At 71.0% G+C, this 26,040-nt stretch carries 26 protein-coding genes and 1 pseudogene; 17 read left to right on the top strand and 10 right to left on the bottom strand.

All coding sequences use genetic code 11. From position 1 onward, the window contains the following. Nucleotides 1-12: 12 nt before the first annotated feature. From OG385_RS03045 to OG385_RS03030, 4 genes are all read right to left on the bottom strand, one after another. On the bottom strand, nucleotides 13-774 hold the full coding sequence (locus tag OG385_RS03045; protein ID WP_266851590.1) for an aspartate/glutamate racemase family protein: 762 nt from the start codon (nucleotides 772-774) through the stop codon (nucleotides 13-15). A gap of 82 nt (nucleotides 775-856) precedes the next feature. Next, entirely contained in the window at nucleotides 857-2,296 is a 1,440-nt protein-coding gene (locus tag OG385_RS03040) for an NCS1 family nucleobase:cation symporter-1 (RefSeq protein ID WP_266860584.1), read from the bottom strand. Nucleotides 2,297-2,836: 540 nt separating this feature from the next. Further along, nucleotides 2,837-4,459: a malate synthase A gene (aceB, locus tag OG385_RS03035; RefSeq protein WP_266851589.1), complete on the bottom strand. Its 1,623-nt coding sequence runs from the start codon at nucleotides 4,457-4,459 to the stop codon at nucleotides 2,837-2,839. A 213-nt stretch (nucleotides 4,460-4,672) separates the two neighbouring features. Further along, nucleotides 4,673-5,242 (bottom strand): NTP transferase domain-containing protein, encoded by a 570-nt coding sequence (locus tag OG385_RS03030; protein ID WP_266860582.1) that lies wholly within the window; start codon nucleotides 5,240-5,242, stop codon nucleotides 4,673-4,675. A gap of 263 nt (nucleotides 5,243-5,505) precedes the next feature. On the opposite strand from OG385_RS03030, the gene OG385_RS03025 reads away from it, so the two are divergent. Both OG385_RS03025 and OG385_RS03020 read left to right on the top strand, forming a co-directional pair. After that, nucleotides 5,506-5,814, top strand: a complete 309-nt coding sequence (locus OG385_RS03025) for a DUF5955 family protein (protein ID WP_266851588.1) — start codon at nucleotides 5,506-5,508, stop codon at nucleotides 5,812-5,814. Next, a complete protein-coding gene (locus tag OG385_RS03020) occupies nucleotides 5,814-6,170 on the top strand; it encodes a VOC family protein (RefSeq protein WP_266851587.1) in 357 nt (118 codons plus the stop codon). The genes OG385_RS03025 and OG385_RS03020 overlap by 1 nt, the downstream gene beginning before the upstream one ends. Here the strand turns inward: OG385_RS03020 and OG385_RS03015 are convergent. Both OG385_RS03015 and OG385_RS03010 read right to left on the bottom strand, forming a co-directional pair. Continuing rightward, nucleotides 6,139-6,783 carry a response regulator transcription factor gene (locus OG385_RS03015; protein WP_266851586.1) on the bottom strand — a complete coding sequence of 215 codons (645 nt, stop codon included), beginning with the start codon at nucleotides 6,781-6,783 and terminating at the stop codon, nucleotides 6,139-6,141. The genes OG385_RS03020 and OG385_RS03015 overlap by 32 nt on opposite strands. Beyond that, nucleotides 6,780-7,985 carry a sensor histidine kinase gene (locus OG385_RS03010; protein WP_266851585.1) on the bottom strand — a complete coding sequence of 402 codons (1,206 nt, stop codon included), beginning with the start codon at nucleotides 7,983-7,985 and terminating at the stop codon, nucleotides 6,780-6,782. The genes OG385_RS03015 and OG385_RS03010 overlap by 4 nt, the downstream gene beginning before the upstream one ends. 135 nt (nucleotides 7,986-8,120) lie before the next feature. On the opposite strand from OG385_RS03010, the gene OG385_RS03005 reads away from it, so the two are divergent. Both OG385_RS03005 and OG385_RS03000 read left to right on the top strand, forming a co-directional pair. Continuing rightward, nucleotides 8,121-9,164 (top strand): ABC transporter permease, encoded by a 1,044-nt coding sequence (locus OG385_RS03005; RefSeq protein ID WP_266851583.1) that lies wholly within the window; start codon nucleotides 8,121-8,123, stop codon nucleotides 9,162-9,164. Continuing rightward, entirely contained in the window at nucleotides 9,161-9,853 is a 693-nt protein-coding gene (locus OG385_RS03000) for an ABC transporter ATP-binding protein (RefSeq protein ID WP_266851581.1), read from the top strand. Before OG385_RS03005 ends, OG385_RS03000 begins: the two co-directional genes overlap by 4 nt. Nucleotides 9,854-9,962: 109 nt before the next feature. Here OG385_RS03000 and OG385_RS02995 read toward each other — a convergent pair whose 3' ends face one another. Continuing rightward, nucleotides 9,963-10,766, bottom strand: a complete 804-nt coding sequence (locus OG385_RS02995) for an IclR family transcriptional regulator (protein ID WP_266851579.1) — start codon at nucleotides 10,764-10,766, stop codon at nucleotides 9,963-9,965. A 298-nt stretch (nucleotides 10,767-11,064) separates the two neighbouring features. Here OG385_RS02995 and allB point away from each other — a divergent pair, with 298 nt between their 5' ends. Beyond that, the gene (gene allB / locus OG385_RS02990) at nucleotides 11,065-12,402 is read left to right on the top strand and encodes an allantoinase AllB (RefSeq protein WP_266851577.1); all 1,338 of its coding nucleotides are present in this window, start codon (nucleotides 11,065-11,067) and stop codon (nucleotides 12,400-12,402) included. A gap of 133 nt (nucleotides 12,403-12,535) precedes the next feature. Here allB and OG385_RS02985 read toward each other — a convergent pair whose 3' ends face one another. Continuing rightward, the gene (locus tag OG385_RS02985) at nucleotides 12,536-13,273 is read right to left on the bottom strand and encodes an SDR family NAD(P)-dependent oxidoreductase (RefSeq protein WP_266851575.1); all 738 of its coding nucleotides are present in this window, start codon (nucleotides 13,271-13,273) and stop codon (nucleotides 12,536-12,538) included. Nucleotides 13,274-13,490: 217 nt separating this feature from the next. Here OG385_RS02985 and OG385_RS02980 point away from each other — a divergent pair, with 217 nt between their 5' ends. The 5 genes from OG385_RS02980 (at nucleotide 13,491) to OG385_RS02960 (ending at nucleotide 18,050) form a co-directional block, all read left to right on the top strand. After that, a complete protein-coding gene (locus OG385_RS02980; protein ID WP_266851573.1) occupies nucleotides 13,491-14,318 on the top strand; it encodes an AIM24 family protein in 828 nt (275 codons plus the stop codon). A gap of 185 nt (nucleotides 14,319-14,503) precedes the next feature. Beyond that, nucleotides 14,504-15,718, top strand: a complete 1,215-nt coding sequence (locus tag OG385_RS02975) for a sensor histidine kinase (protein WP_266851571.1) — start codon at nucleotides 14,504-14,506, stop codon at nucleotides 15,716-15,718. Beyond that, nucleotides 15,706-16,386, top strand: a complete 681-nt coding sequence (locus OG385_RS02970; RefSeq protein WP_266860580.1) for a response regulator transcription factor — start codon at nucleotides 15,706-15,708, stop codon at nucleotides 16,384-16,386. The genes OG385_RS02975 and OG385_RS02970 overlap by 13 nt, the downstream gene beginning before the upstream one ends. A gap of 4 nt (nucleotides 16,387-16,390) precedes the next feature. Beyond that, complete coding sequence (locus OG385_RS02965; RefSeq protein WP_266851569.1) at nucleotides 16,391-17,578, top strand: cytochrome P450; 1,188 nt, start codon at nucleotides 16,391-16,393, stop codon at nucleotides 17,576-17,578. A gap of 43 nt (nucleotides 17,579-17,621) precedes the next feature. After that, a complete protein-coding gene (locus OG385_RS02960; protein WP_266851568.1) occupies nucleotides 17,622-18,050 on the top strand; it encodes a PaaI family thioesterase in 429 nt (142 codons plus the stop codon). A gap of 71 nt (nucleotides 18,051-18,121) precedes the next feature. On the opposite strand, the gene OG385_RS02955 is transcribed toward OG385_RS02960, so the two are convergent. Next, complete coding sequence (locus OG385_RS02955; RefSeq protein WP_266851548.1) at nucleotides 18,122-19,126, bottom strand: Gfo/Idh/MocA family oxidoreductase; 1,005 nt, start codon at nucleotides 19,124-19,126, stop codon at nucleotides 18,122-18,124. Between the two features lie 76 nt (nucleotides 19,127-19,202). Here OG385_RS02955 and OG385_RS02950 point away from each other — a divergent pair, with 76 nt between their 5' ends. The 6 genes from OG385_RS02950 (at nucleotide 19,203) to OG385_RS02925 (ending at nucleotide 25,034) form a co-directional block, all read left to right on the top strand. Further along, on the top strand, nucleotides 19,203-19,967 hold the full coding sequence (locus tag OG385_RS02950; RefSeq protein WP_266851546.1) for a GntR family transcriptional regulator: 765 nt from the start codon (nucleotides 19,203-19,205) through the stop codon (nucleotides 19,965-19,967). 311 nt (nucleotides 19,968-20,278) lie between these two features. Further along, on the top strand, nucleotides 20,279-21,283 hold the full coding sequence (locus OG385_RS02945; RefSeq protein ID WP_266851544.1) for a sugar ABC transporter substrate-binding protein: 1,005 nt from the start codon (nucleotides 20,279-20,281) through the stop codon (nucleotides 21,281-21,283). Beyond that, complete coding sequence (locus tag OG385_RS02940) at nucleotides 21,280-22,317, top strand: ABC transporter permease (protein ID WP_266851542.1); 1,038 nt, start codon at nucleotides 21,280-21,282, stop codon at nucleotides 22,315-22,317. The genes OG385_RS02945 and OG385_RS02940 overlap by 4 nt, the downstream gene beginning before the upstream one ends. Beyond that, complete coding sequence (locus OG385_RS02935; protein WP_266851540.1) at nucleotides 22,314-23,282, top strand: ATP-binding cassette domain-containing protein; 969 nt, start codon at nucleotides 22,314-22,316, stop codon at nucleotides 23,280-23,282. Before OG385_RS02940 ends, OG385_RS02935 begins: the two co-directional genes overlap by 4 nt. 25 nt (nucleotides 23,283-23,307) lie before the next feature. Then, nucleotides 23,308-24,453: an ROK family glucokinase gene (locus tag OG385_RS02930; RefSeq protein WP_266851538.1), complete on the top strand. Its 1,146-nt coding sequence runs from the start codon at nucleotides 23,308-23,310 to the stop codon at nucleotides 24,451-24,453. Continuing rightward, complete coding sequence (locus tag OG385_RS02925) at nucleotides 24,453-25,034, top strand: hypothetical protein (RefSeq protein ID WP_266851536.1); 582 nt, start codon at nucleotides 24,453-24,455, stop codon at nucleotides 25,032-25,034. The genes OG385_RS02930 and OG385_RS02925 overlap by 1 nt, the downstream gene beginning before the upstream one ends. A 108-nt stretch (nucleotides 25,035-25,142) precedes the next feature. On the opposite strand, the gene OG385_RS02920 is transcribed toward OG385_RS02925, so the two are convergent. Then, the gene (locus OG385_RS02920) at nucleotides 25,143-25,505 is read right to left on the bottom strand and encodes a heme-binding protein (RefSeq protein WP_266860578.1); all 363 of its coding nucleotides are present in this window, start codon (nucleotides 25,503-25,505) and stop codon (nucleotides 25,143-25,145) included. 127 nt (nucleotides 25,506-25,632) lie between these two features. On the opposite strand from OG385_RS02920, the pseudogene OG385_RS02915 reads away from it, so the two are divergent. Continuing rightward, a pseudogene (locus tag OG385_RS02915) lies at nucleotides 25,633-26,003 on the top strand (DNA polymerase III subunit alpha); the annotation flags it as partial. Nucleotides 26,004-26,040 lie beyond the last annotated feature (37 nt).

Raw genomic sequence — 26,040 nt, 5'->3', positions numbered from 1 at the left:
TGCGGCGCCGTTTCAGATGCGGGCGTGGCCCGTCGTCCGGCCGGCGTCCGCGAAGGCGGCGGACGGCCAGCCGGCGATGTGCTTGGGGCGGGGTGTCGCGTAGGTGCGCACCTTGGAGGTGGAGAGGCCGAGCCGGACCAGCGACTCGGCAACGGCGACGGCGGCACTGACACCGTCCACGACCGGAACACCGGTGCGCTCCCTGATCTGCTCGTCAAGCCCCGCCATGCCGCCGCAGCCCAGGCAGATGACCTCGGCCCTGTCCTCGGCCACAGCGCGCTCCGCCTGCGACACGATCGACTCGACGGCGGCCGCCGGGTCCTCTTCGAGCTCCAGTACGGCCAGGCCACTGGCCCGGACCGATGCGCAGCGGTCGTAGAGCCCCGCGAGCTTCAGCCGGTCCTCGATCAGGGGAACCGTACGGTCGAGCGTGGTGACCACCGAGTAGGTGTGCCCGAGGAACATCGCGGTACTGGCCGCCGCCTCGGTGATGTCCACGACCGGTACGTCCAGCAGCTCCTGGAGTCCCTCCCTGCCGTGCTCGCCGTAGCCCGCCTGGATCACGGCGTCGAAGGGCTCCGGATAGGAGCGGACCCGGTCCATCACCGCGATCGCCGCGAGGTAGCTCTCGAAGTTGCCCTCCACGGACTCGGCCCCGAATCGCGGGGTCAGGCCCACGATCTCCGTGCCGTCCGACGCCGCCGACCTCGCCTGTGCGGCGATCGCCTCGGTAATGGATTCGGTGGTGTTCACGTTCACGGCGAGTATCCGCATGGAGGTACCTCACAGGTGGTTCGGGTGGTGCGGGAGTTTCTGGCGGACGCCGGGCGGCGCCTGTCACAGGGCCTGCGCCGGCTCAGTGCACGCTCGGAACGGCTATGGACGCGCCCGGAACGTCCTCGTGGCTGCCGTTCCGCTCCGCGACGCCGACATACACGGCGGCGGCGATTCCGGCGCCGATGAACCAGGCGAACGGTGCGACGGCGGAGAACAGCGGAACCAGGGCGCAGACGATGGCCGCGGCGGCCGCCGGGGTGAAGGCGGCGATGGCGCGGAGGTTGACGCCGCGCGTGTAGTGGTACGCGGCGGACGTCTCCATCGTGTACAGCTCGGGCACATTGACCCGGCCCTTCCTGATCAGCCAGTAGTCGGCGATGATCACGCCGAACAGCGGGCCGAGGAAGGCACCCAGGCCGCCCAGGAAGTAGTTGACGACGGTCGGGTTGTTGTAGAGGTTCCACGGCAGGATGACGATGCCGATCACGCCGCTGACGATCCCGGCCCGCCTGAAGTTGAGGTGTTTGGGGAAGAGATTGGCCAGCGCGTAGGCCGGGGCCACGAAGTTGGCCATGAGGTTGACCGCGACGGTGAGGACGATCAGCGCGAGACTGGCGAGCGCCACGAACCAGGTGTTGGGGATGGCCTGTACGACGTCCGCCGGGCTGTTGATGACCTTCCCGTTGATCCGGAACTGCGCCCCGGCCAGCACGACCGCGATGGTCCCGAAGAGCATGATGTTGACGGGAATGCCGCAGAAGTTGCCGATCGTGATCGACTTCTTGCTCGTACAGGACCGGGTGAAGTCGCAGAAGTTCAGCGCGAACGTGCCGTAGATGGCGACCCAGAGAGACGCTCCCGCGAAGATCTCGTGCCACATCTTCCCGCCCGTCAGGGGGTGGTTGTTGGACAGCGAGATGGAGCAGCCCGCTTTCCAGAACATCCAGACGGCGAGCGCGGACAGCGTGAACAGGATGACCGGGCCCGCGAACGCCTCGTACTTCCGCACCATTTCGATGCCGTACATCAGAATGCCGATCTGCACGCACCACAGGAACCCGAAGGAGATCCAGCCGAGGGTCGACAGCCCGAGGAAGGAGTTCTCGGTCAGGTGGACGAGCGGGTGGTGCAGCGTGATCAGCAGGACGTTCAGTACATGGGACGCGAGATACGTCTGGATGCCGAACCAGGCGATGGCGACGGCGCCACGGATGAGAGCCGGTATCTGGGCGCCCCGGACACCGAAGCTGATACGGCTCATGACCGGGAACGGGATCCCGGTCTTCTGGCCCATGTACCCGGAGAGGTTGAGTATCCCGAAGAGCAGCGCCGCGCCGATCGCGAGAGCGAGCAGCACCTGCCAGGCGCCGAGCCCGAGGGCGAACAGCCCAGTGGCGAACGTGTAGTTGCCCAGGCTGTGCACGTCGTTCGCCCACAGGGTGAAGATGTTGTAGCTGCCCCAGCGGCGCCCGTGGACCTCGGTGGGCGCCAGGTCGTTGTTGTACAGACGGGGACTCAGCGGAGGTGCGGCGTGAACCGGTGACGACCGGTCGCCGCCGGACGGGGTTCCGGAACTGTCGTGAACATCAGTGGCGATATCGGTGGTGTTCACGGAGGGCGTTGCTCGGGGTGGTTCCACAGGCGTGTCTGCACTCATCACCGGGCCACTCATTCTGAGTAGATTCCACCATGTGGAATATAAGTATCGGAATGCGGCAAGGCTAGGTTCGTCCAAGTGGACTGTCAATAGATTGTGGGTTTCTCCAACATGCCTGGTGGGTGCGGTTGCAGGCGGCCGTGGAGGGGGCGATCGGGACATATCCGGAGGTGCTGGTTCCGGTTGCGCACGGTACGCACGAAACCGGACGCCCGGAAGAAGGGCCCGAGAAACAGGACCCGAGAAACAGGACCCGAGAAACAGGACCCGAGAAACAGGGCCCGAGAAGCAGCGGGGTCCGAGAAGCAGTCGGGCCACGAAAACAGCAGGGGCTGTCCCGGAGCCACCTGGCTCCGGGACAGCCCCTGCTGTCAGTGGGTCGAGCGATCAGCGGGTGGTGCCTCAGCTCCCCAGCTGCTCGTACGCGGGCAGCGTCAGGAAGTCCGCGTAGTCGGCGTCCAGGGACACCGTCAGCAGGAGGTCGTGTGCCTGCTGCCACTTGCCCGCAGCGAACGCCTCCTCGCCGATCTCCTTCTCGATCGCGGTCAGCTCGTCCGCCGCGATCTTCCGGGCCAGCTCAGCCGTCGCGTGTTCGCCGTTCTCGAAGACCACGTTCGCGTTGATCCACTGCCAGATCTGCGAGCGGGAGATCTCCGCTGTCGCGGCGTCCTCCATCAGGTTGAAGATGGCCACGGCGCCCATGCCGCGCAGCCACGCCTCGATGTAGCGGATGCCGACCTGAACGGCGTTGACCAGGCCCTCGTACGTCGGCCTGGCGTCCAGGGAGTCGATCGCGATCAGGTCGCCCGGAGCCACCGCGACGTCCTCGCGCAGGCGCTGCTTCTGGTTCGGGTTCTCGCCGAGGACCGCGTCGAACGACTTCATGGCGATCGGCACCAGGTCCGGGTGGGCGACCCAGGAGCCGTCGAAGCCGTCGGCGGCCTCGCGGTCCTTGTCCGCCTTGACCTTCTCGAAGGCCACCTTGTTGACCTCGGCGTCGCGCCGGGAGGGGATGAAGGCGGCCATGCCGCCGATGGCGTGCGCGCCGCGCTTGTGGCAGGTGCGGACCAGGAGCTCGGTGTACGCGCGCATGAACGGCGCCGTCATCGTGACCAGATTGCGGTCCGGCAGGACGAACTTGGAGCCGCCGTCGCGGAAGTTCTTGACGATGGAGAACAGGTAGTCCCAGCGCCCCGCGTTCAGCCCGGAGGCGTGGTCGCGCAGTTCGTAGAGGATCTCCTCCATCTCGTACGCCGCCGTGATCGTCTCGATCAGGACGGTCGCGCGGACGGTGCCCTGCGGGATGCCGATGTAGTCCTGCGCGAAGACGAAGATCTCGTTCCAGAGGCGCGCCTCCAGGTGGGACTCGGTCTTCGGGAGGTAGAAGTACGGGCCCTTGCCGAGCTCGATGAGGCGCTTGGCGTTGTGGAAGAAGTACAGGCCGAAGTCGACCAGGGCGCCCGGGACCGGACGGTCGTCCAGCACGAGGTGGCGCTCGTCGAGGTGCCAGCCGCGCGGGCGCATCACGACGGTCGCGAGGTCGGCTGCGGGCTTCAGTGCGTACGACTTGCCGGACTTCGGGTCCGTGAAGTCGATCCGGCGCTCGTAGGCGTCGGTCAGATTCAGCTGGCCGGTGACAACGTTCTCCCAGGTGGGGGCGGACGCGTCCTCGAAATCTGCGAGCCAGACCCTGGCGCCCGAGTTCAGGGCGTTGATGGTCATCTTGCGGTCGGTCGGGCCGGTGATCTCGACGCGGCGGTCGTTGAGCGTGGCCGGGGCCGGCGCGACCTTCCAGCTGTCGTCGTTACGGATGCTCGCGGTCTCCGGGAGGAAATCGAGCGAGGACGTCCGGGCGATCTCGGCACGGCGCTCAGCGCGGCGGACGAGCAGCTCATCACGGCGGTGGGTGAACCGCTGGTGCAGCTCGGCCACGAAGGCCAGGGCCGCATCGGTGAGGACCTCGTCCTGCCGGGGCAGGGGCTCGGCATCGACGATGGCCAGCGGAGACGGCGCTGGTGCGGACATGAGCTGTCACTCCTTCAGCGGGCGGTACTTGACGGCCGCAGGACTCTCATGGTGGCACGGAGTGCCACGGGGTCGCGATACGGTCGCGGGCGCTCTGTGGGGCACAGAGCGCTTCTGACGTGTGGATACTAGTTTCCTCATGGTGGAAGTTCAACGTATGTTGACATCGAGATTCTCCGGATCGACAGAATTCGTCGCAGAGTGCCAGGTCGGTCACTCCAAGTGGAACAGGTCTTCGACCGTGTCGATGTCGTACTCCTCGGCGATGTCGGAGCACTCCACCAGCGTGATGGCTTCCCGGTGGGCCTTGAGGTAGCTGCGGGCCCCGCGGTCCCCTACCGCCGTCGCCGCGATGTCCGCCCAGCGGTCGGCGCCGAAGAGCACCGGGTGGCCGCGCTTCCCCTCGTACGAGGCGGCCACCAGACTCGTCGCGGAGCCGCCGGCCTCGCGTACCCGGGCCACCGCCGCGGCGCCGATTCCCGGCTGGTCCACCAGCAGGACGAGGGCGGCGTCCGCGCCCGATCCGGCGAGCGACGCGAGTCCGGCGCGCAGGGACGACCCCATGCCCTCCTCCCACCGGGGGTTGTCGGCCAGCACACAGCCGGTGAGATCGGCCCGCTTCCGTACGTCGTCCGCGGCGGCACCCAGTACGACATGCACCGGACCGCAGCCGCCCGCGCGCAGCACCCGGACCGCGCGCTCGACGAGCGGCCGGCCGCGGTGTTCGAGCAGCGCCTTGGGGCGTCCTCCGAGCCGCCGCCCGCCGCCCGCCGCGAGCAGCAGTCCGGCGATCACCGGTCCGGCCGTCCGGCCGGGTCCCGGCCGCGAGGCATCCGTGTCCGTGTTGTTCACTTCGGTTCCGCCTTCGTGTCGCATCAGGACTGGATACCTCATGGACACCACCCCGTCCGGCTGAATTCCCGTCGTGGAGTGGCGAGAACGCCGCGTGGTGGCGTTAACTGACTCGTGACCCGCGGTGTTCGACCGGCGCCACACGGTCGTTCAACCGTAGGGATGGCCAGCACAGAGTTGTGCGAGGGGGAACTTTGTTGCGAAGTGCGGGGCAGAAACGCGTAACGGGCACCGGTGCGGACCCCAGAGTGACGGAGCTCAGCTCCTCCGTCTCCCGGCTCCGCCGTGAACTGGCCGCTCACCCGGCCCAGTTCCCGGACCGTGCCATCGCCGAGGACGAACTGGCGGCTCTGGAGGCGATGGCCCGGAGCGGAGTGCCGGAAATCCTGCGGCTGCGTCGCTCGTTGCTGCTGGTCGCGGGGGCGATCGGCTCGGTCAGCGCACTCGCGGTGTCGCTCTCCGAGGTGCGGAACGCGGTGGAGCTGTTCGGATCGGCCTCCTGATGGCCGTCCGCAGGGTGGTGCCGGACATCACGACGCACGCCATGGAGGAGAGCCGGGACTTCTACGGTCTGCTCGGGCTCGGCGAGGTCATGAACCAGGGCTGGGTCATGACGCTCGCCTCGTCCGTCAACCCGACCGCGCAGATCACCCTCACCACGCACGACGCGAGCGCCACCGTGCAGCCCGACCTCTCCATCGAGGTGGACGACGTGGACGCGGTGCACGCGGCGGTGCTGGCAGCGGGGGCGGAGATCGTGCACCCGCTGCGGGACGAGGAGTGGGGCGTACGGCGGTTCTTCGTCCGTGATCCGAACGGCAAGGTGGTCAATGTGCTGAGCCACCGGCACGGCGGATGAGCCGCCGCGCCGAGGCCGCGGCCACCGCCGATGTACGGGAGTCCACACCCAGCTTGGCGTAGATATGCACCAGATGGGACTTCACCGTCGCCTGACTGAGGAACAGCGCCTTGCTGATCTGCTGGTTCGACAGACCGTCCCCGACCAGCTGCAGCACCTCCAGCTCCCGGCGGGTGAGCGACTCGCCCGGTGCGCGCATCCGGTCCATCAGCCGGTGCGCGACGGCGGGTGCCAGCGCCGAGCGGCCCGCCGCCGCCGTCCGCACGGCGGCGGCCAGTTCCTCGGGCGGCGCGTCCTTCAGCAGATAGCCGCTGGCGCCGGCCTCGACCGCGGCCAGGATGTCCGCGTCAGTGTCGTACGTCGTCAGCACCAGGACCCGGGGCGCCCCTTCGACGGCGGCGATGGCGGCGGTGGCCTCCGCGCCGTGCATACCCGCGCCGAACTGGAGATCCATCAGCACGACGTCGAACTCTCCCGAAGCGGCCAGCTCCACTGCCCGTTCGGCGGTCGACGCCTCCCCGGCCACCCGGAATCCCGGCTCGGTGTCGAGGACGGCGCGCAGCCCGGCCCGCACCACCGGATGGTCGTCGGCGAGCAGCAGCCGGATCGTCATGGGGACACCTCTTCGGACATGGGCACCTCTTCGGAGTCGGGGAGCGGCAGCGTGACCGCGATGGCCGTCCCCTGGCCCGGTGTGGACTCGACGGCGAAGGTGCCGCCCAGTGACTCGACGCGCGAGCGCATGGCGGGCAGCCCGAAACCTCCGTCGCCGGACGCGGTACCGGCGAGCAGCGGATCGAAGCCGGAACCGTCGTCGACCACGTCCAGGGCGACCGCGGTCTCCATGAAGCTCAGGGTGATCTCGGCGCGGGACGCCCCGGCGTGCTGGACGGTGTTGGCGAGCGCCGACTGCGCGATCCTCAGCAGCGCCACCTCGTACGGCGTGGGCAGCGCGACCGGCGTACCGCTGGTGGAGAAGCGGACCCGCGGACCGGGGCCGCCCGTGCAGAGGCGGTCGAGCGCGGCCGCCAGCGAACCGTGCTCCAGCGCGGGCGGCGACAGCGCCCGTACGAAGCGGCGGGCCTCGGCGAGGTTGTCCTGCGCGGCCTGCCTGGCCTGTTCGATGTGGGCGGCGGCCGGCGCGTCGGCGGGCAGGGTGCGCCCGGCGGCCCGCAGCAGCAGCTGGATGGAGGAGAGCCCCTGGGCGAGGGTGTCGTGGATCTCGCGGGCGAGCCGCTCACGCTCGGCGAGCGTGCCGGCGGTCCGCTCGGCGGCGGCGAGTTCGGCCCGGGTCGAGATCAGCTCCTCGATCAGCCGGCGGCGGCTCTCGCTCTCGCGGTAGAGCACCTGGTAGCCGAGGACGGTGGCCACGGCGACCGCCGCTCCGAGGAGCGGGCCGATGAACGCACCCGGGTTCAGCGCTGCCCCGTGCCCCACGTACGCGGCGATGGCCGCGCCCGCCGTGACGACGACCAGGGGCACCGACCAGCGCACCGGCAGGAGATGCAACTGGAGGAAGTACAGCGGGAACGCCACCCACAGCCCCTCCGGGGAGACCACGAGCAGCGCCAGCCACGCGAGGCCCAGCACGCCGAGCCAGACGGCGGCGGACCGGCGCGAGGTCCGTACCGAAGGCCAGACGGCACCTGCCGCGTACACCGCGCCCAGCACCACGGCCGCCGCCACCACCGCGGGGGCGTTCGCCGCGTGTCCGGTGAGCGCCCGTACCGCGGCCAGCACCAGCAGTCCCGCCATCAGCAGATGGAGGCAGAGCCGCAGGACGAGCAGCGCGGGGGTCAGTGCACGGGGATCCATGATCCTCCCAGCGTAGGCGGATCGTCCCGGAACGCCCTCAATCGAAAGTTTGATTGCCGGCTCCGTCTTTCGATCCGCCCGGAGCCATCCGTGGCGCGATGCCCAAGCGCCCCCGGTGCCAGCAGGGTTGGGCACATGTTCGTCGCATGGAGAGATCTGAGATTCGCCAGGGGCCGGTTCGCCCTGATGGGGACGGTCATCGTACTCATCACCCTGCTGGTCGGACTGCTGTCCGGGCTGACCGCCGGGCTGGCCAGGGACAACACATCGGCCGTCACCGGACTGCCCGCCGACCACCTGGCCTTCGCCGCGCCGCCCTCGGGGCAGTCCGCCTCCTTCACCGGGTCGCAGCTGCCGCAGAGCGCCTGGCGGACCTGGGCCGCGCAGCCGGGGGTGAAGAGCGCGCAGCCCGTCGCCATCGGCACCGGCAACGCGGAAGCGGGCAGCCGCACGGCCGCGGTCTCCGAGTTCGCGGTACGGCCCGGCTCCGGTCTGGCGCCCGCGGAGCCCGGGCACTCCGGTGTGGTGCTGTCCAGGGGCGCCGCGCACGACCTGGGCGCGGCGACCGGGGACACCGTCACGCTCTCCGGCAGGAAGTTCACGGTGACGGCGGTCGCCGGGGACGACTCCTACAGCCACACCCCGGTCGCGTGGACCTCGCTCCGCGCGGGCGAGCACGCCAGTGTGGTGGCCCTGACCACCACCGGCGGGGCGGACCTCGGCGCGGGAGACCGGGCGGCCGGTACGAAGACGCTCACCCTGGACGGCTCGCTCAGCGCGCTCCCCTCGTACCAGGCGGAGAACGGATCGCTCCAGCTGATGCGCGGCTTCCTGTTCGTCATCTCGGCCATGGTGATAGGCGCGTTCTTCACGGTATGGACGATCCAGCGCAGCGGTGACATCGCCGTCCTGAAGGCGCTGGGTGCCTCCACTCCGTATCTGCTGCGCGACGCTCTGGGCCAGGCGGTGCTGATGCTGCTGGCCGGGACGCTGCTGGGCACCGCCCTTGCCGCCGGGGTCGGCGCCGTCGTGCCCGGGAGTGTTCCCTTCGTGCTCGACCCGCTGACCTCCGTTCTCCCCGCCGCCGTGATCGTCGTCCTCGGGGTGCTCGGCGCGGCCCTCTCCATCCGGCGGATCACCGCCGTCGACCCGCTGACCGCCCTCGGGAGCGCACGATGACCCTGGCCCTGGACGATGTGACGCTGACCTACCCGGACGGGGACGGCCGGGTGGTCGCGCTGGACACGGTGACGCTCGATGTTCCGGCCGGTTCGCTGACGGCGGTGGTCGGGCCGTCCGGATCCGGCAAGTCCAGCCTGCTGGCGGTGGCGGCGACGCTGGTGACCCCGGAGCGGGGCCGGGTGGTCGTCGACGGAACGGACACGGCCTCGCTGAGCCGGGCGGCGAAGGCGGCACTCCGGCGCGAACGGATCGGGATCGTCTTCCAGCAGCCGAACCTGCTGCCCGCGCTGACCGCCGCCGAGCAGCTCCAGGTGATGGCGCACCTCTCGGGCCGGCCGGCCGGTCAAGTACGCGGCCGCGCCGTGGAGTTGCTGGACGCGGTGGGCCTCGCCGACCAGGCGGGCAGGCGCCCGCACCAGCTCTCCGGCGGTCAGCGGCAGCGCGTCAACATCGCGCGGGCGCTGATGAACGAGCCGTCGGTACTGCTGGTCGACGAGCCCACCAGCGCCCTCGACCATGAGCGGGGTGCGGGCGTGCTGGACCTGCTGGTCACGCTGACCCGGGCACGCGGTACTGCGACGGTGCTGGTCACCCACGACCATGCGCACCTGGACCGGATGGACCGGACGGTGTCGATGGCCGACGGGCGGCTGACGGTGCCGGTGGCTGAACCGCCGGTCGTCTGAGCCGCCGGTGGTCCGGACCGCCCGGCGTCCGAACCGCCCGGCGTCCGGGGGTCGGATCCGCCGCGCCCCCGGCCGGATCGGACCTGCATCCGGCCGGACCTGCGCCGGATCAGACCTGCTGGGGTCCCGCGCTCGCGAGGGTGGCCGAGAGTTCCAGGGCGATGCCCTGGAGGATCGGCACGATCCGCTCGGTCGCCTCCTCCGTCACCCGGCCCGCCGGACCCGAGATCGAGATCGCGGCGGCCGTGGGGGAGTTGGGGACCTGGACCGCGAGACAGCGGACCCCGATCTCCTGCTCGTTGTCGTCCACCGCGTACCCCGCGCGGCGTACGACCTCCAGGGCGTCCAGGAACCCCTCGGGCGTGGTGATCGTCTTCTCGGTGGCGGCCGGCATACCGGTCCGTGCCAGCAGCGCCCTGACCTCGGGCGGCGAGGTGTGCGCGAGCAGCGCCTTGCCGACTCCGGTGGAGTGCGGCAGGACCCGCCGCCCCACCTCGGTGAACATCCGCATGGAGTGCTTCGACGGGACCTGCGCGACGTACACGACCTCGTCCCCGTCGAGCAGGGCCATGTTCGCCGTCTCCCCGGTCTCCTCGACCAGCCGCGCGAGATAGGGGCGGGCCCAGGTCCCGAGCAGCCGGGCCGACGACTCGCCGAGCCGGATCAGGCGCGGGCCCAGCGCGTAGCGCCGGTTGGGCTGCTGGCGTACGTAGCCGCAGGCGACCAGGGTGCGCATCAGCCGGTGGATCGTGGGCAGCGGCAGACCGCTGGCGGCCGAGAGCTCGCTCAGGCCGACCTCTCCACCGGCGTCGGCCATCCGCTCCAGCAGATCGAAGGCGCGCTCCAGGGACTGGACGCCACCGCTCGGTGCTGCGGTCTTGGCGTCGGGTGCGCTGGCGTGGGACTGCGGCACGGCGGCGGTCCTTTCGAGGCGGGCGGGGCAAGGCGCCAGCCTACCGGGCCGGAGCCCGCTGCATCCCCCTCGGCGGCAGGCGTTGGGGCCGGTCAGGACCCCTTTGTCCGGATCAGGCGGCCGGATGGGTACGATCCGGACCCAGAGGTACCGGAGGGAAGCACATTCCGGCACCCGAAATTCGGCTTTTGCTTTGTGGAATCATCCAGGCGGCCGGTCCGGTCTTGACGAGCCACGGCGCGCAGCGAACACTCCATTATTGGAACGTGAATTTCGCTATATGGAAAGAGGGGCCCGGGTGTCCACCACCGAACTGGTACTGCGCTCGACGCGAGTCATCACCCCCCAGGGGACGCGCGCCGCATCGGTCGCCGTCGCCGATGGGAAGATCGCAGCAGTGCTGCCCTACGACGCGGAGGTGCCGGATGGCGCCCGGCTGACGGACTTCGGCGACGACGTGCTGCTCCCCGGCCTCGTCGACACCCACGTCCATGTGAACGACCCCGGCCGCACCGAGTGGGAGGGGTTCTGGACCGCGACCAGGGCCGCCGCGGCCGGCGGGATCACCACGCTGCTCGACATGCCGCTCAACTCGCTGCCGCCGACCACGACCGCCGCCAACCTGCGGACCAAGCAGGACGTGGCCCGCAGCAAGGCGCACATCGACGTCGGCTTCTGGGGCGGCGCGATCCCCTCCAACGTCAAGGACCTGCGCCCGCTGTACGACGCCGGGGTGTTCGGCTTCAAGTGCTTCCTGTCGCCTTCCGGCGTCGAGGAGTTCCCCGAGCTCGACCAGGAGGAGCTCGCCCGGTCCATGGCCGAGATCGCCGGCTTCGGCGGGCTGCTGATCGTCCACGCCGAGGACCCGCACCAGCTGGCCGACGCCCCGCAGCGCAGCGGCCCGCAGTACGCGGACTTCCTGGCCTCCCGCCCCCGCGCCGCCGAGAACCAGGCGATCGAGGGCCTCATCGCGCTCGCCAGGCGGCTGGACGCGCGCATCCACGTCCTGCACCTCTCGTCCAGCGACGCGCTTCCGCTGATCGCCGCCGCCAAGCGCGAGGGCGTCCGGGTCACCGTGGAGTCCTGCCCGCACTTCCTCACCCTGACGGCCGAGGAAGTCCCGGACGGGGCAACGGAGTTCAAGTGCTGCCCGCCGATCCGTGAGGCCGCCAACCAGGACGCGCTGTGGCAGGGGCTTGCCGACGGGACGATCGACTGCATCGTCTCCGACCACTCGCCCTGCACCACTGACCTCAAGACCCCCGACTTCGCCGACGCCTGGGGCGGCATCTCCTCCCTCCAGCTGGGGCTCCCGGCGATCTGGACGGCGGCGCGCGAGCGGGGCCACAGCCTCGACGACGTGGTCCGCTGGATGTCCACGGCGCCGGCAGCACTCGCCGGGCTGTCCGGCAAGGGCGCGATCGAGGCCGGCCGGGACGCCGACTTCGCGGTGCTGGCGCCGGACGACACCTTCACCGTCGACCCGGCGGAGCTGTACCACCGGAACCAGGTGACGGCATACGCCGGGAAGACCCTGTACGGGGTCGTGCGCTCCACCTGGCTGCGGGGCGAGCGGATCGCCGAGAACGGCGTAGTGGGCGAGCCGGTGGGCCGGCTGCTCGAACGCGACGCCTGAGCCTGCCGGTTTCGCGACGCCCGAGCCGCCGGTAACGCGACGCCCGGGCCGGCCGGCCTCCGCCCCGGAGCGGAGGCCGGCCGGCCCGGTTCCGGGGCGGAGGCCGGCGTGTGAGAGGCCCCCTGCGCCGGTGTTACGCCGCGTGCCCGCCGTCCACCAGCAGCTCGGCCCCCGTCACATACCCGGCCTCCTCGCCGGCCAGATACGCCACCAGCGAGGCCACCTCGTCCGCCGTCCCGAAGCGTCCCAGCGCCGTTGCCGCGCGCTGGGGCCCGGCGTACGGGCCGTCCGCCGGGTTCATCTCCGTGTCGACCGGGCCCGGCTGGATCACGTTGACCGTGATGCCCCGCTCGCCCAGCTCCCGGGCGAGCGACCGGGTCAGCCCGGTCAGCGCGGCCTTGCTCATTCCGTAGAGGCTGGCCCCGGGACCGCCCGCGTAGCGGGTCAGCGCCGTGCCGGTCGAAATGATCCGGCCGCCCGGCCTGAGCACCGCGGCCGCGGCCTGTGAGCCGAGGAAGACCTCTCGTACGTTGACCGCGAGCGTACGGTCGAGGTCGGCCGCCGTGAGATCGCCGACCGGGGCCAGCACACCGACCCCCGCGTTGTTCACGAGGATGTCGAGCCCGCCGAACTCCTCGGCGGTGCGGGCCACGGCGGTCGCCGCGTCCGTACGCAGCGCCAGACCCCGGCGGCCGGCCTCCTGGATCCCGGCGACGACCTCCTTGGCTGCGGTCTCGTTCCGTTCGAAGGTGATCGCGACGTCCGCGCCCTCCCGCGCCAGCCGCAGTGCCACGGCGGCCCCGATCCCGCGGCTGCCGCCCGTCACCAGCGCCGCCCGGCCGTCCAGCGCTGACCTGTTCAGAGAAGACATTGTGTGTCCCGCCCCGTCGTTTCGTCGGTAGTGTTCGCACGTCCCAGCAAAGCGGCGGACGGCCACCCGTACCGGCGGGAAACGGACTGCGAGTCCGGGGTCCGGTGCCGACAGCCCCGCCCGGAACCGGACAGCCGGAACCGAACAGCGGGCCCCGGCCGTTCACCTGCCGGTACGGATGTACCGGCCCCCGCCACCGCCCCAAGGAGAACCGGCCGTGACCCTCCAGCAAGAGATCGTCGGCAACGCCATGCAGATGGCCGTCGTCAGCCTTCAGCCCGGCCAGACCGTCTACTGCGAGGCCGGGAAGTTCCTCTTCAAGACCTCGAACGTGAGCATGGAGACGCGTCTCTCCGGGCCCGGCGGCGGTGGCGGCCAGCAGGGACAGGGCGGTCAGCAGGGGCAGGCCGGCGGCATGGGCGGGATCCTCAGGCAGGCCATGGGCACCGCGATGCAGGTGGGCCAGCGGGCCCTGGCGGGTGAATCGCTCGCCTTCCAGTACTTCGCGGCCACCGGCGGCGAGGGCACGGTCGGCTTCGCGGGCGTGCTCCCGGGCGAGATGCGCGCCCTGGAGCTGAACGGCTCCCGGGCGTGGTTCGCCGAGAAGGACGCGTTCGTGGCGGCGGAGTCCACCGTCGATTTCGGTATCGCCTGGCAGGGCGGCCGGACGGGCCGCAGCGGCGGTGAGGGTTTCATCCTGGAGAAGTTCACCGGCCGGGGGACCGTGATCATCTGCGGCGCGGGCAACTTCATCGACCTCAACCCGGCCGACTTCGGCGGCCGTATCGAGGTCGACACCGGCTGCATCGTCGCCTTCGAGGAGGGCATCGAGTACGGCGTCCAGCGCATCGGCGGCCTCAACCGCCAGGGCATGATGAACGCCGTCTTCGGCGGCGAGGGCCTGTCGCTGGCCACGCTGGAGGGCAACGGCCGTGTCATCCTCCAGTCGCTGACCATCGAGGGTCTGGCGAACGCGCTGAAGAAGGCGCAGGGCGGCGACAAGCAGGGGCCCACGGGCGGACTCTTCTCCACGAACGCCGGATAGCCGGGACGCACCGGCGGCCGGGCGCGGGGCGGATCATGCGGCCGGGCGCGCAGGCAGGCTGTGCGGACACCCGCTGACCAGCGGGGCCTGCGCGATGACTCCCAAAGTCTCGGACTCCGCGACTTTGGTCTCGACTGCTCCGCTGAACACCGCACCCGGCGCGGCTCCTGCGTAACTTTGTGGACATGACGCGTTCGGAGTACCGCTGGCTGCTGCCCTCGGCCCTGGCCGGCGCCGAGCCCGCCGCGGACCGGGAGAGGCCGCGCCGGACCCTGCGCGACTGGATCGTGGACATCACGGCCTTCCTGATCGCGCTGGGCATCGGTGTGCTGGCCCTGGACGCCATCAAGAACCAGGCGGGCTACACCGACCTCGACAGCGCCGCCGACCAGGTGATCGGCGTCCTGTCCTGCTGCACGCTCTGGGTGCGCAGGCGCTGGCCCGTCGGGCTCGCCGCGGTGCTCGTGGTGGTCAGCGCGTTCGCTCCGCTCGCCGCCGGTGCCGTGCTGGTGGCGCTGTTCAGCCTGGCCGTGCACCGCCCGTTCCGGCCGGTCCTGGTACTGGGGGCAGGGGCGGTGGCGGCCGGGGGAGTGCAGGCCGCGCTGCGCCCCGACCCGACCATGTCCTGGATCAGCTCGACGCTCTTCGGCACGGTGCTGGTGCTGCTGGTGATCATCTGGGGCCTGTTCGTACGCTCCCGGCGGCAGCTCGTCGTGGTGCTGCGCGAACGCGCCCACCGCGCCGAGGCGGAGGCCGATCTCCGCGCCGAACAGGCGCAGCGGCTGGCCCGCGAGGCCATCGCCCGGGAGATGCACGACGTACTGGCGCACCGGCTGACCCTGCTCAGCGTCCACGCCGGAGCCCTGGAATTCCGGCCCGGCGCACCCGCGCCCGAGGTCGCCCGCGCCGCCGGGGTCATCCGGGACAGCGCCCACGAGGCGCTCCAGGACCTGCGCGAGATCATCGGGGTGCTCCGGACCCCCGGCGAGGGCGAGGAGAACCGGCCGCAGCCCACCTTGGTCACGCTCGAAGCCCTGGCCGCCGAGTCCCGGCAGGCCGGGATGTCGGTCACCCTGCACAACAAGGTCGCGGACCCGGCCACCGTGCCCGCCGCGACCGGCCGCACCGCCTACCGCATCGTCCAGGAAGGGCTCACCAACGCCCGTAAGCACGCGCCGGGGGCCGAGGTCACCGTCACGGTCACCGGCAGCCCCGGGGCCGGGCTGACCGTCGAGGTACGGAATCCGCCGCCGCCCGGAGACGTACCGAAGGTGCCGGGATCCGGGCAGGGATTGATCGGCCTCACCGAGCGGGCCACCCTCGCGGGCGGCCGTCTGGACCACGGCGCGACGGAGGGCGGCGGCTTCCGGGTCGCCGCCTGGCTACCCTGGCCCGCGTGATCAGGCTTCTCGTCGTCGACGACGACCCCCTTGTCCGGGCCGGGCTCGCCCTCATGCTCGGCGGCGCCGGTGACATCGAGATCGCCGGCGAGGCGGCGGACGGCTCCGAGGTGCCCGCGCTGGTGGCCGCCGTCCACCCCGATGTGGTCCTGATGGACATCCGGATGCCGGGCGTGGACGGGCTGACGGCCACCGAGCGGCTGCGGAGCGCCGCCGGTGCGCCCGAGGTCGTCCTGCTCACCACCTTCCACGCCGACGAACAGGTGCTGCGGGCGCTGCGCGCGGGGGCGGCCGGGTTCGTGCTGAAGGACACCCCGCCCGCCGACATCGTCGCCGCGGTCCGCCGGGTGGCGGCCGGCGATCCGGTGCTCTCGCCCGCGGTCACCCGGCAGCTGATGACGCATGTGGCGGGCGGCGCGGCGGACGACCGTGCGGTGCGGGCCCGCGCGCAGCTGGGCCAACTCTCCGACCGCGAGCGGGAAGTGGCAGTCGCCGTAGGGCGCGGCGAGTCCAACGCGGCCATCGCGGCCGCCCTGTATCTGAGCGTGCCCACGGTCAAGACCCAGGTGTCGCGCGTGCTGGCCCGGCTCGGCCTCAACAACCGTGTCCAGATCGCGTTGCTGGTCCACGATGCGGGGTTCCTCGACGGGGACGGCGACGTACGCTGAGGCGATGACGCTGATCGATCTGCGGCAGGACACCGAGGACTTCAACGCGAATCCGTATCCGTACTACGAGAAGATGCGCGCCGCCGGGCCCGTGCACCGCGTCCGTACTCAGGACACCGAGGACGCCGGTGTCTGGCTGGTCGTCGGCCACGAGGAGGCCCGGGCCGCGCTCAACGACCCCCGGCTCATCAAGGACCCCCGGAAGATGGAGGGTTGGAAGGACGAGTCGGGCGGGCTCTTCGCCAACATGCTGGACGCCGACCCGCCGCACCACACCCGGCTGCGCAAGCTGGTGGTACGGGAGTTCACCGCGCGCCGGGTCCAGGCGCTGCGCCCGCGCGTGCAGGAGGTCACCGACGCCTGTATCGACGCGATGCTCGCGGCTCCGGAGCGCACGGCCGATCTGGTGGACTCGCTGGCGTTCCCGCTGCCGATGACCGTGATCTGTGAACTCTTCGGTGTGCCGGACCTGGACCGGGCGAGCTTCCGTGTCTGGTCCAACGAGCTGATCGGCCCGACCGGCGGTGACCAGGAGAGCGCCGCGGTCCGGGAGATGAGCGGATACCTCGTCTCGCTGATCGAGGCCAAGCGGGAGCGGCCGGGCGATGATCTGCTGAGCGCGCTGATCCGGGCCCGCGACGAGGACGGTGACCAGCTGTCCGCACCCGAACTCGTCGGTATGGCCTTCCTGCTGCTCGTCGCGGGCCATGAGACCACCGTCAACCTGATCTCCAACGGCGTACGCGCACTGCTCACCCACCCCGAGCAACTCGCCGCGCTGCGCGCCGACATGAGTCTGCTGGACGGCGCGGTCGAGGAGATGCTGCGCTACGACGGGCCGGTGGAGACCGCCACCTACCGGCACGCGGCGGAGCCCCTGCGGATCGGCTCCGCGGACATCGCGGCGGGCGACCCCGTACTGGTCTCGCTCGGTTCGGCCGACCGTGACCCGGACCGTTTCCCGGACGCCGACCGGTTCGACATCCGGCGCGCCCCGCAGGGGCACCTCGCCTTCGGGCACGGCATCCACTTCTGCCTCGGCGCGCCGCTCGCCAGGATGGAGGGCCGGATCGCCGTCCGTACGCTGCTGGAGCGCTGCCCCGATCTGGAACTCGACCCGGACGGCGGCGCGTACCACTGGATTCCCGGACTGCTGATGCACGGGGTGCGGAAGCTGCCGGTGCGCTGGTGAGGCGGGGCCTGCGGTCCGGCGCGGGACCGCGAGGAGCGGTGCGATGAGTGAACTCGACCTGGACCTGGCGCGCCGGACGCTCGACGCGCAGCCGTTCAGCCGGCTGCTGGGGGCGCGCGTCACCCGGTTCGGCGGCGGCTCGGCCGTACTGGAGGTGGACGTCCGCGACGAGCTGCTGCAGCAGAACGGCTTTCTGCACGGGGGAGTGCTGGCGTACGCGGCCGACAACGCGCTCACCTTCGCGGCCGGGACGACGCTGGGGGCCGCCGTGCTGACCGGCGGCTTCTCCATTCAGTACGTACGCCCCGGCGCGGGCCGCACACTCGTCGCCCGCGCCGAGGTGGTGCACACCGGGCGCCGCCAGGCCACCGTCCGCTGCGATCTGGTCATGGTGCGCGACGACGGTGAGGAGGTGCTCTGCGCCGTGGCGCAGGGGACCGTGCTCCCGGCTGCCGCGCCACCGTCACCCTGACGGGGTGTCAACTCCGGGAAGGCTCAGCTGGCAGGGGATCAGCGCTCCGTACGTATTGACGGGGCGTCTGTTCAGCCGGTGACGAGTTGGTCCGTGCGGACCGGCCGCCGCTCGCGCCGGGACAGCTCGCACGCCTCCGCGATGCGCAGCGCGGCCAGCGCCTCCCGGCCGTCGCACGGGTTGGCCAGCTCGCCCCGCGCCACCCGCAGGAAGGCGTCGAGCTCGGCCTCGTAGGCCGGGGCGAACCGCTCCAGGAAGCCGGGCCACGGCCGGTCCGCGGGCGGCGGGCCCTGCGGTTCGGTCGAGGTCACCGGCGTACGGTCGCCGAGCCCCACCGAGATCTGGTCCAGCTCTCCCGCCAGCTCCATCCGGACGTCGTAGCCCGCGCCGTTGCACCGGGTGGCGGTCGCGGTGACCAGCGTGCCGTCGTCCAGCGTGAGCAGCGCGGCGGCCGTGTCCACATCACCGGCCTCGCGGAACATCGCGGGCCCCGCGTCCGACCCGGTCGCATACACCTCGGCCACCTCGCGCCCGGTCACCCAGCGCACCATGTCGAAGTCGTGCACCAGGCAGTCCCGGTAGAGCCCGCCGGAGAGCGGCAGATACGCGGCGGGCGGCGGCGCGGGGTCGGAGGTGAGCGCGCGGACGGTGTGCAGCCGGCCCAGCGAACCCGACCGCACGCGCTCGCGCGCCGCCGCGTATCCGGCGTCGAAGCGGCGCATGAAGCCCAGCTGGAGCACGGTGCCCGCCTCCTCGGCCTCACGCAGCGCCGCCAGCGTGCCCGGCAGGTCGGTGGCGATCGGCTTCTCGCAGAAGACCGGCAGCCCGGCGCGGGCGGCCCTGCCGATCAGAGCGGCGTGCGACGAGGTCGCGGAAGCGATGACGACCGCGTCCACGCCCGAGGTGAAGACCTCGTCGACCGAAGCGGCGGCCGTCGCCCCGGTCCGCCGCGCGACCTCGGCGGCGCGCGCCCCCTCGGTGTCGGCCACCACCAGCGCGCCGACGTCCCGGTGGCCGCTGAGCACCCTCGCGTGGAAGGAACCGATCCGGCCTGTCCCGATGAGTCCGATACGCATGGACCCCAACGTGGCCGCAGCTCTGCCCGCTGTCAAGCCTTTGTCCTGACAACCGGACCTGGGCTACCCTCTCGGCGTGTCCAAACCCGCGGCCGACCCCGCCCTCAGCCTTGAGCTCAGCGTGGACCGCAGCAGCCCGGTCCCGCTGTACTTCCAGCTCGCCCAGCAGCTGGAGTCGGCCATCGAGCGGGGCAGGCTCGTCCCGGGCAGCCTGCTGGGCAACGAGATCGACCTCGCGGGCCGGCTCGGCCTGTCGCGTCCCACCGTCCGTCAGGCCATCCAGTCGCTGGTCGACAAGGGGCTGCTGGTACGCCGCAGAGGCGTCGGCACCCAGGTGGTGCACAGCCGGATCAGGCGCCCCCTCGAACTGAGCAGCCTCTACGACGACCTGCTCGCCGCGGGCCAGCGGCCCACCACCCGGGTCCTGCGCAACGAGACCGTCCCCGCGACGGCCGAGGCCGCCGCCGCGCTCGCGGTGCCCGAGGGCAGCCAGGTCCGGTACGTCGAGCGGCTGCGGCTCGCGTACGGAGAGCCCATGGCGCAGCTCCGCAACTACCTGCCGGAAGGGCTGCTGACCCTCGACACACCCCGCCTTGAGGCCACCGGCCTGTACCGGCTGCTGCGCGTCGCCGGGATCACCCTGCACAGCGCCCGCCAGTCGGTGGGCGCACGGGCCGCGACCGCCGAGGAAGCGATACGCCTCGCGGAACCCGAGGGTGCGCCGCTGCTGACGATGGAGCGCACCACGTACGACTCCACGGGACGGGCCGTCGAGTTCGGCACGCACACCTACCGCGCCTCGCGGTACTCCTTCGAGTTCCAGCTCCTGGTGCGCCCGTAGCGCGACCGGTGAGCGGCCGGCGCAGTTCGTAAGAATGTTCTGACAAACCATTGACGAGCCCCGGTGCCCGCCGCTAGAACTCCTCTGCCGCAACCCGGCGGCCGGGAGAGAGGGCGGACCCCCTTGCGTACGACCCGTACAGCAGCAGCGCACCTCGCCGCACCCGTGGGCGGTACCCGATGACTCGCCGGCGATCAGGGGTGACCCATACTTGGGCCGCCGGACCGGACGGGACCGGCCACCGTCCGCAGCGAGCACCGCAGTCGCAGCGCCCGCAGCAAGCACAGGAACACCGAGAAGGGCATCACGTCGTGGCAAGGGTACGAACCTGGGTCAGCGGGGCGCTGGCGCTAGCGCTGGGGCTCTCCCTGGCGGGATGCAGCAGCACCGGCGGCAAGCGGGCCGAGGAGCGCGCCTCACGGGCCGCCGCCGTCGGAAAGGCCGCGGTGAACACCCCCCGCTGGAAGATCGCGATGGTCACCCACTCCGGCGACGGCGACACCTTCTGGGACATCGTCCAGAAGGGCGCCAAGCAGGCGGCCGCCAAGGACAACGTCACCTTCCTCTACTCGCACAGCGAGGAGGGCCAGCAGCAGGCCCAGCTGGTGCAGACCGCGATCGACCAGAAGGTCGACGGACTGATCGTCACCCTCGCCAAGCCCGACTCGATGAAGGCCGTCGTGCAGAAGGCCGAGAAGGCCGGCATCCCGGTGATCACCGTGAACTCCGGCTCCGAGGAGTCCAAGCAGTTCGGCGCGCTCAGCCACATCGGCCAGGACGAGACGATCGCGGGCGAGGCGGTCGGTGACGAGCTGAACAAGCGCGGCCGCAAGAAGGCCCTCTGCATCCTGCACGAGCAGGGCAACGTGGGCCACGAGCAGCGCTGTGCCGGAGCCAAGAAGAACTTCCACGGCACGATGGAGAACCTGTACGTCGACGGCACCAACATGCCCGACGTCCAGTCCTCCATCGAGGCCAAGCTCCAGGCCGACCCCGCCATCGACTCGGTCGTCACCCTCGGCGCACCGTTCGCCGACGCCGCCGTCCAGGCCAAGGACACCGCGGGCAGCAAGGCCGAGATCGACACCTTCGACCTCAACGCCAAGGTCGCGTCCGCCCTGCAGAAGGGCACCCTCGGCTTCGCCGTCGACCAGCAGCCGTACCTCCAGGGGTACGAGGCGGTCGACCTGCTCTGGCTCTACAAGTACAACGCCAACGTCCTCGGCGGCGGCCGCCCGGTCCTCACCGGCCCCCAGGTCATCACCAAGAAGGACGCGGGCGCGCTGGCCGCCTACACCCAGCGGGGGACTCGATGAGCACCGCCGCACAGACGCCGGACGAACGGCTGCTGCGCTCCTCACCGCTGCGCCGGCTGCTCGGCCGCCCCGAGCTGGGCTCGGTCGTCGGCGCTGTCGCCGTCTTCATCTTCTTCTCGGTCGTCGCGGACAGCTTCCTGCGGCCGTCCAGCCTCTCCACGGTGCTCTACGCGGCGTCGACCCTGGGGATCATGGCCGTACCGGTGGCGCTGCTGATGATCGGCGGCGAGTTCGACCTGTCGGCCGGGGTCCTGGTGACCAGCTCGGCGCTGATCTCCTCGATGTTCAGCTACCAGATGACGGCGAACGTCTGGGTCGGCGTCGGTGTCTCGCTGCTGGTCACGCTCGCGATCGGCGTCTTCAACGGCTTCATGCTGACCCGCACCAAGCTCCCCAGCTTCATCATCACGCTGGGCACCTTCCTGATGCTGACCGGGCTCAACCTCGGCTTCACCAAGCTGATCAGCGGCACCGTGTCGACGAAGTCCATCGGCGACATGGAGGGCTTCCCCTCGGCGAAGAAGGTCTTCGCCTCCCAGCTGACCATCGGCAACGTCGACCTCAAGGTCACCCTGCTGTGGTGGGCGGCGCTGATCGCCGTGGCGACCTGGGTGCTGCTGCGCACCCGCGCCGGGAACTGGATCTTCGCGGTCGGCGGCAACGACGACGCGGCCCGCGCGGTCGGTGTCCCGGTCGTCAAGACCCGGATCGGCCTCTACATGGGAGTGGCCTTCGCGGCCTGGATCTCCGGCCAGCACCTGCTCTTCAGCTACGACGTGGTGCAGTCGGGCGAGGGGGTCGGCAACGAGCTGACGTACATCATCGCGGCCGTCATCGGCGGCTGTCTGATCACCGGCGGCTACGGTTCGGCGATCGGCTCCGCGGTCGGCGCGTTCATCTTCGGCATGACCAGCAAGGGCATCGTGTACGCGGAGTGGAACCCGGACTGGTTCAAGTTCTTCCTGGGAGCCATGCTGCTCCTGGCCGCCCTGCTCAATGCCTGGGTGCGCAAGCGAGCGGAGGCGTCGCGATGACGGAGCAGACAGCGCCGGAGCGGCCGGAGCCGGAGGGGACCACACCGCTGGTGGAACTCGACCGCGTCAGCAAGTTCTACGGCAACATCAAGGCGCTCGAAGAGGTCTCCCTCGTCGTGCACGCGGGCGAGATCTCCTGTGTGCTCGGCGACAACGGCGCGGGCAAGTCGACCCTCATCAAGATCATCTCCGGGCTGCACCGGCATGACGCGGGCCGCTTCCTGATCGACGGCGACGAGACGAGCCTCGGCAAGCCGCGCGAGGCGCTCGACCGGGGCATCGCCACCGTCTACCAGGACCTCGCCGTCGTCCCGCTCATGCCCGTCTGGCGGAACTTCTTCCTCGGCTCCGAGCCGACGAAGGGCGCGGGCCCCTTCAAGCGCCTCGACGTCCGTCTGATGCGCGAGACGACCCGCTCCGCGCTGCTGCGCATGGGCATCGACCTGCGCGACGTCGACCAGCCCATCGGCACGCTCTCCGGCGGCGAGCGCCAGTGCGTGGCCATCGCCCGCGCCGTCCACTTCGGGGCCAAGGTACTGGTACTCGACGAGCCCACCGCCGCACTCGGCGTGAAGCAGTCCGGGGTGGTGCTGAAGTACGTCGCGGCGGCCCGGGACGCCGGGCTCGGCGTGGTCCTCATCACGCACAACCCGCACCACGCCTACCTGGTCGGTGACCGCTTCGTGCTGCTGAAGCGCGGCGCGATGTTCGGCAGCCACAGCAAGGACCAGATCACCCTGGACGAGCTCACCCGGCAGATGGCGGGCGGCAGCGAACTGGAGGAGCTCAGCCACGAGCTCCGGCGGACGCCGCGGCCCGGAGACAGCCCCGGCACCGACGAGCCCGGCACCGAAGAGCCCGGCACCGAAGAGCCCGGCACCGAAGAGCCCGGCACCGAAGAGCCAGGCCCTGACGAGCACGGCCCAGACAAGACGGACGGAAATCCCGCCGGGGGAGCCTCCTGAGGTTTCGGGTGGCATCATCTGACCGATGAGTACGTACCGTGACTTCGCGCACCGCGGCTCCGCCCGCGCCACGGTCCTGCGGACCGTCGGGACCCGCGAGCGGCGCTCGCACCTCACAGCGCCCCGCGTCCCGACCGTCGGCATCGACATCGGCGGTACGAAGGTGATGGCGGGCGTCGTCGACGCCGACGGCGTCATCCTGGAGAAGATCAAGACCGAGACGCCGGACAAGTCCAAGAGCGCCAAGGTCGTCGAGGACACCATCGTCGAGCTGGTCCTCGATCTCTCCGACCGCCACGATGTGCACGCGGTCGGCATCGGAGCGGCCGGCTGGGTCGACGCCGACCGCTCCAGGGTCCTCTTCGCCCCCCACCTGGCCTGGCGCGACGAGCCGCTGCGCGACGCGCTCCAGGGCAGGCTCGCCGTCCCCGTCATGGTCGACAACGACGCCAACACCGCAGCCTGGGCCGAGTGGCGCTTCGGCGCCGGCCGGGGCGAGGACCATCTGGTGATGATCACGCTCGGTACCGGCATCGGTGGCGCGATCCTGGAGGACGGTCAGGTCAAGCGCGGCAAGTACGGCGTCGCGGGTGAATTCGGTCATATGCAGGTCGTCCCCGGCGGCCACCGCTGTCCCTGCGGAAACCGCGGCTGCTGGGAGCAGTACAGCTCCGGCAACGCCCTCGTCCGCGAGGCCAAGGAGATGGCCGCCGCCGACTCCCCGGTGGCGTACAGCATCATCGACCGGGTCAAGGGCAACATCCCCGACATCACCGGGCCGCTCATCACCGAACTCGCCCGCGAGGGCGATGCGATGTGCGTCGAACTGTTCCAGGACATCGGCCAGTGGCTGGGCGTCGGCATCGCCAATCTGGCCGCAGCGCTCGACCCGTCCTGCTTCGTCATCGGCGGGGGCGTCAGCGCCGCCGACGACCTGCTCATCGGACCCGCGCGGGACGCCTTCCGGCGCCAGCTGACCGGCCGCGGCTACCGCCCCGAGGCCCGGATCGCGAAGGCGCAGCTCGGGCCCGAGGCAGGTATGGTCGGGGCGGCCGACCTCTCCAGGCTGATCGCCCGGCGGTTCCGCAGGGCGAACCGCCGCCGTGTGGAGCGCTACGAGCGGTACGCACAGGCTGCCCGTACCACCCGCACCACCCAGGGATCCCCGTAATGACGACGTCCGTGCCGCACCAGACCGCGCTCCCCGAGGGCGGTGGGCAGTCGCCGGAGGATCACCGGCACATGATCCGCCGCCGATGGCTCACCGCGGTCATCATCGTGCTGCTCATCGGGATCCCGGCGGGCTATCTGGCCATCTCCGCCGAGCAGAGCCGCGAAGGCGGCCGGGCCAACGAGAAGGAGGCCATGGCGACCGGCCTCACCCACCACTGGCCGTCGAAGGTGCTGCGCCGCACGTTCGACGTACCGATCCCGGAGAACGCGGTGGGCGTCTGGTACTACCAGACCAGCAACTGGAAGGTCAGCAGGCTGTACGTGCGGTTCACCACCAACCAGGCCGGCCTCGACGCCTTCCTCAAGAAGGCGGGCACCAGCACCGCCGCACTCAAGGACGGGAAGATCACCGTCAGCCCGCGCGACGCGAAGATCGTCGGCTGGAAGTTCCCCGACACCCGCGACTGGGCCGGTACGACCGTCACCCGCAAGAGTCCGCAGCCCAGTGTCGACATCACCGTCGACCGGACCTTCCCGCACGGCAAGAGGGTGTACCTCGTCTCGACCGACACCCCCTGAGGGGCGCAGCGGCCATCGGACTCGGCCCTCCCTCCCGCGCCCGCGGGAGGGAGGGCCGTGCTCTTCGGCCAGTCCCGTGCTCTGTTCAGTCCGAGGCTGCCGCGTCAGTCAGTCCGAGGCTGCCGCGGCGGCAGCGCCTGCCTCGGCGATGGGCTGGTCCTCGCCCTTGGTTCCACCGGCGACACCGATGGCCCCCGCGATCGCCTCGCCGACCGTGATCGGGATGCCACCGGGGAGCAACGCGGAGCCCGGCTGGGTGGCCATGGTGGCGAGCAGGACGGGATCCTGTGCGGCGAACTTGCCGAAGGCCACGGTCGGTACGCCGAGCCCCGCCGCCGTGACCGCCTTGTGGGTGGCGACGTTGGTCGCCCAGAACGTGGCGCCGTCCATACGGGCGAGAGTCTGGAGATTGCCACCGCTGTCCACGACGGCGACGGTGACAGCGACGTTCAGATGCGCTGCCTGCGCCAGTGCGGGTTCTTCCTGTTCGGCGATGGCTATTGAGGGAGCGCAGCTCAGAGATGGCAGAGCGGGCGGTCTCGCGTTGTTCGCGTCCGGCGCGCAGCATGCTCAGGTACCCGGATGCGGGTTCGGCTTCGCCTTCTTCGACAACTCCCACGAGAGGTGCGCGCACACGATCCTCCACTCCGGGCTGCTCCTGGTCCGCGGCACCGTCGAGGCCCGCGGACCGCGTCGCACCGTGGTCGGCGACATAGTCTGGGACCTGGACACCGTCGCGGCAGCCCGCCATGGCCAGGGCCCGCAGGCACCCCTCGGCCTCCTCAGCACACCACCACCGCCACACCCCCCGCCGACCACAACACCAAGTCCACCGCACCCGCTGAGCGGGTACTCGACCATGGAACCGCCGGCGCCAAGCTCGACGCCTGGGCTGACCTTCAGCCCGCGGGCAGTCGCTACGCCGACCTGCGCCGACTTGGACACAGATCCCCCGGCAGCGCCGGATGACAGCCCCGCAGGACAGTCACTCCTCGTAGCGATGGAG

The organism is Streptomyces sp. NBC_01306 (assembly GCF_026340465.1).
Classification (GTDB): Bacteria; Actinomycetota; Actinomycetes; order Streptomycetales; family Streptomycetaceae; genus Streptomyces.
The sequence above is the reverse complement of the archived record's forward strand: the minus strand, read 5'-3'. Positions and strand labels throughout refer to the sequence as shown.

Coding starts and splice junctions, on each gene's coding strand:
- OG385_RS03020 (WP_266851587.1), top strand. CDS start 5,814: ATGGCCGTCCGCAGGGTGGTGCCGGACATCACGACGCACGCCATGGAG.
- OG385_RS03010 (WP_266851585.1), bottom strand. CDS start 7,985: ATGGATCCCCGTGCACTGACCCCCGCGCTGCTCGTCCTGCGGCTCTGC.
- OG385_RS02975 (WP_266851571.1), top strand. CDS start 14,504: ATGACGCGTTCGGAGTACCGCTGGCTGCTGCCCTCGGCCCTGGCCGGC.
- OG385_RS02935 (WP_266851540.1), top strand. CDS start 22,314: ATGACGGAGCAGACAGCGCCGGAGCGGCCGGAGCCGGAGGGGACCACA.
- OG385_RS03000 (WP_266851581.1), top strand. CDS start 9,161: ATGACCCTGGCCCTGGACGATGTGACGCTGACCTACCCGGACGGGGAC.
- OG385_RS02960 (WP_266851568.1), top strand. CDS start 17,622: ATGAGTGAACTCGACCTGGACCTGGCGCGCCGGACGCTCGACGCGCAG.
- aceB (WP_266851589.1), bottom strand. CDS start 4,459: ATGTCCGCACCAGCGCCGTCTCCGCTGGCCATCGTCGATGCCGAGCCC.
- OG385_RS03005 (WP_266851583.1), top strand. CDS start 8,121: ATGTTCGTCGCATGGAGAGATCTGAGATTCGCCAGGGGCCGGTTCGCC.
- OG385_RS03015 (WP_266851586.1), bottom strand. CDS start 6,783: ATGACGATCCGGCTGCTGCTCGCCGACGACCATCCGGTGGTGCGGGCC.
- OG385_RS02965 (WP_266851569.1), top strand. CDS start 16,391: ATGACGCTGATCGATCTGCGGCAGGACACCGAGGACTTCAACGCGAAT.
- OG385_RS03045 (WP_266851590.1), bottom strand. CDS start 774: ATGCGGATACTCGCCGTGAACGTGAACACCACCGAATCCATTACCGAG.
- OG385_RS02940 (WP_266851542.1), top strand. CDS start 21,280: ATGAGCACCGCCGCACAGACGCCGGACGAACGGCTGCTGCGCTCCTCA.
- OG385_RS02925 (WP_266851536.1), top strand. CDS start 24,453: ATGACGACGTCCGTGCCGCACCAGACCGCGCTCCCCGAGGGCGGTGGG.
- OG385_RS02985 (WP_266851575.1), bottom strand. CDS start 13,273: ATGTCTTCTCTGAACAGGTCAGCGCTGGACGGCCGGGCGGCGCTGGTG.
- OG385_RS02955 (WP_266851548.1), bottom strand. CDS start 19,126: ATGCGTATCGGACTCATCGGGACAGGCCGGATCGGTTCCTTCCACGCG.
- OG385_RS02930 (WP_266851538.1), top strand. CDS start 23,308: ATGAGTACGTACCGTGACTTCGCGCACCGCGGCTCCGCCCGCGCCACG.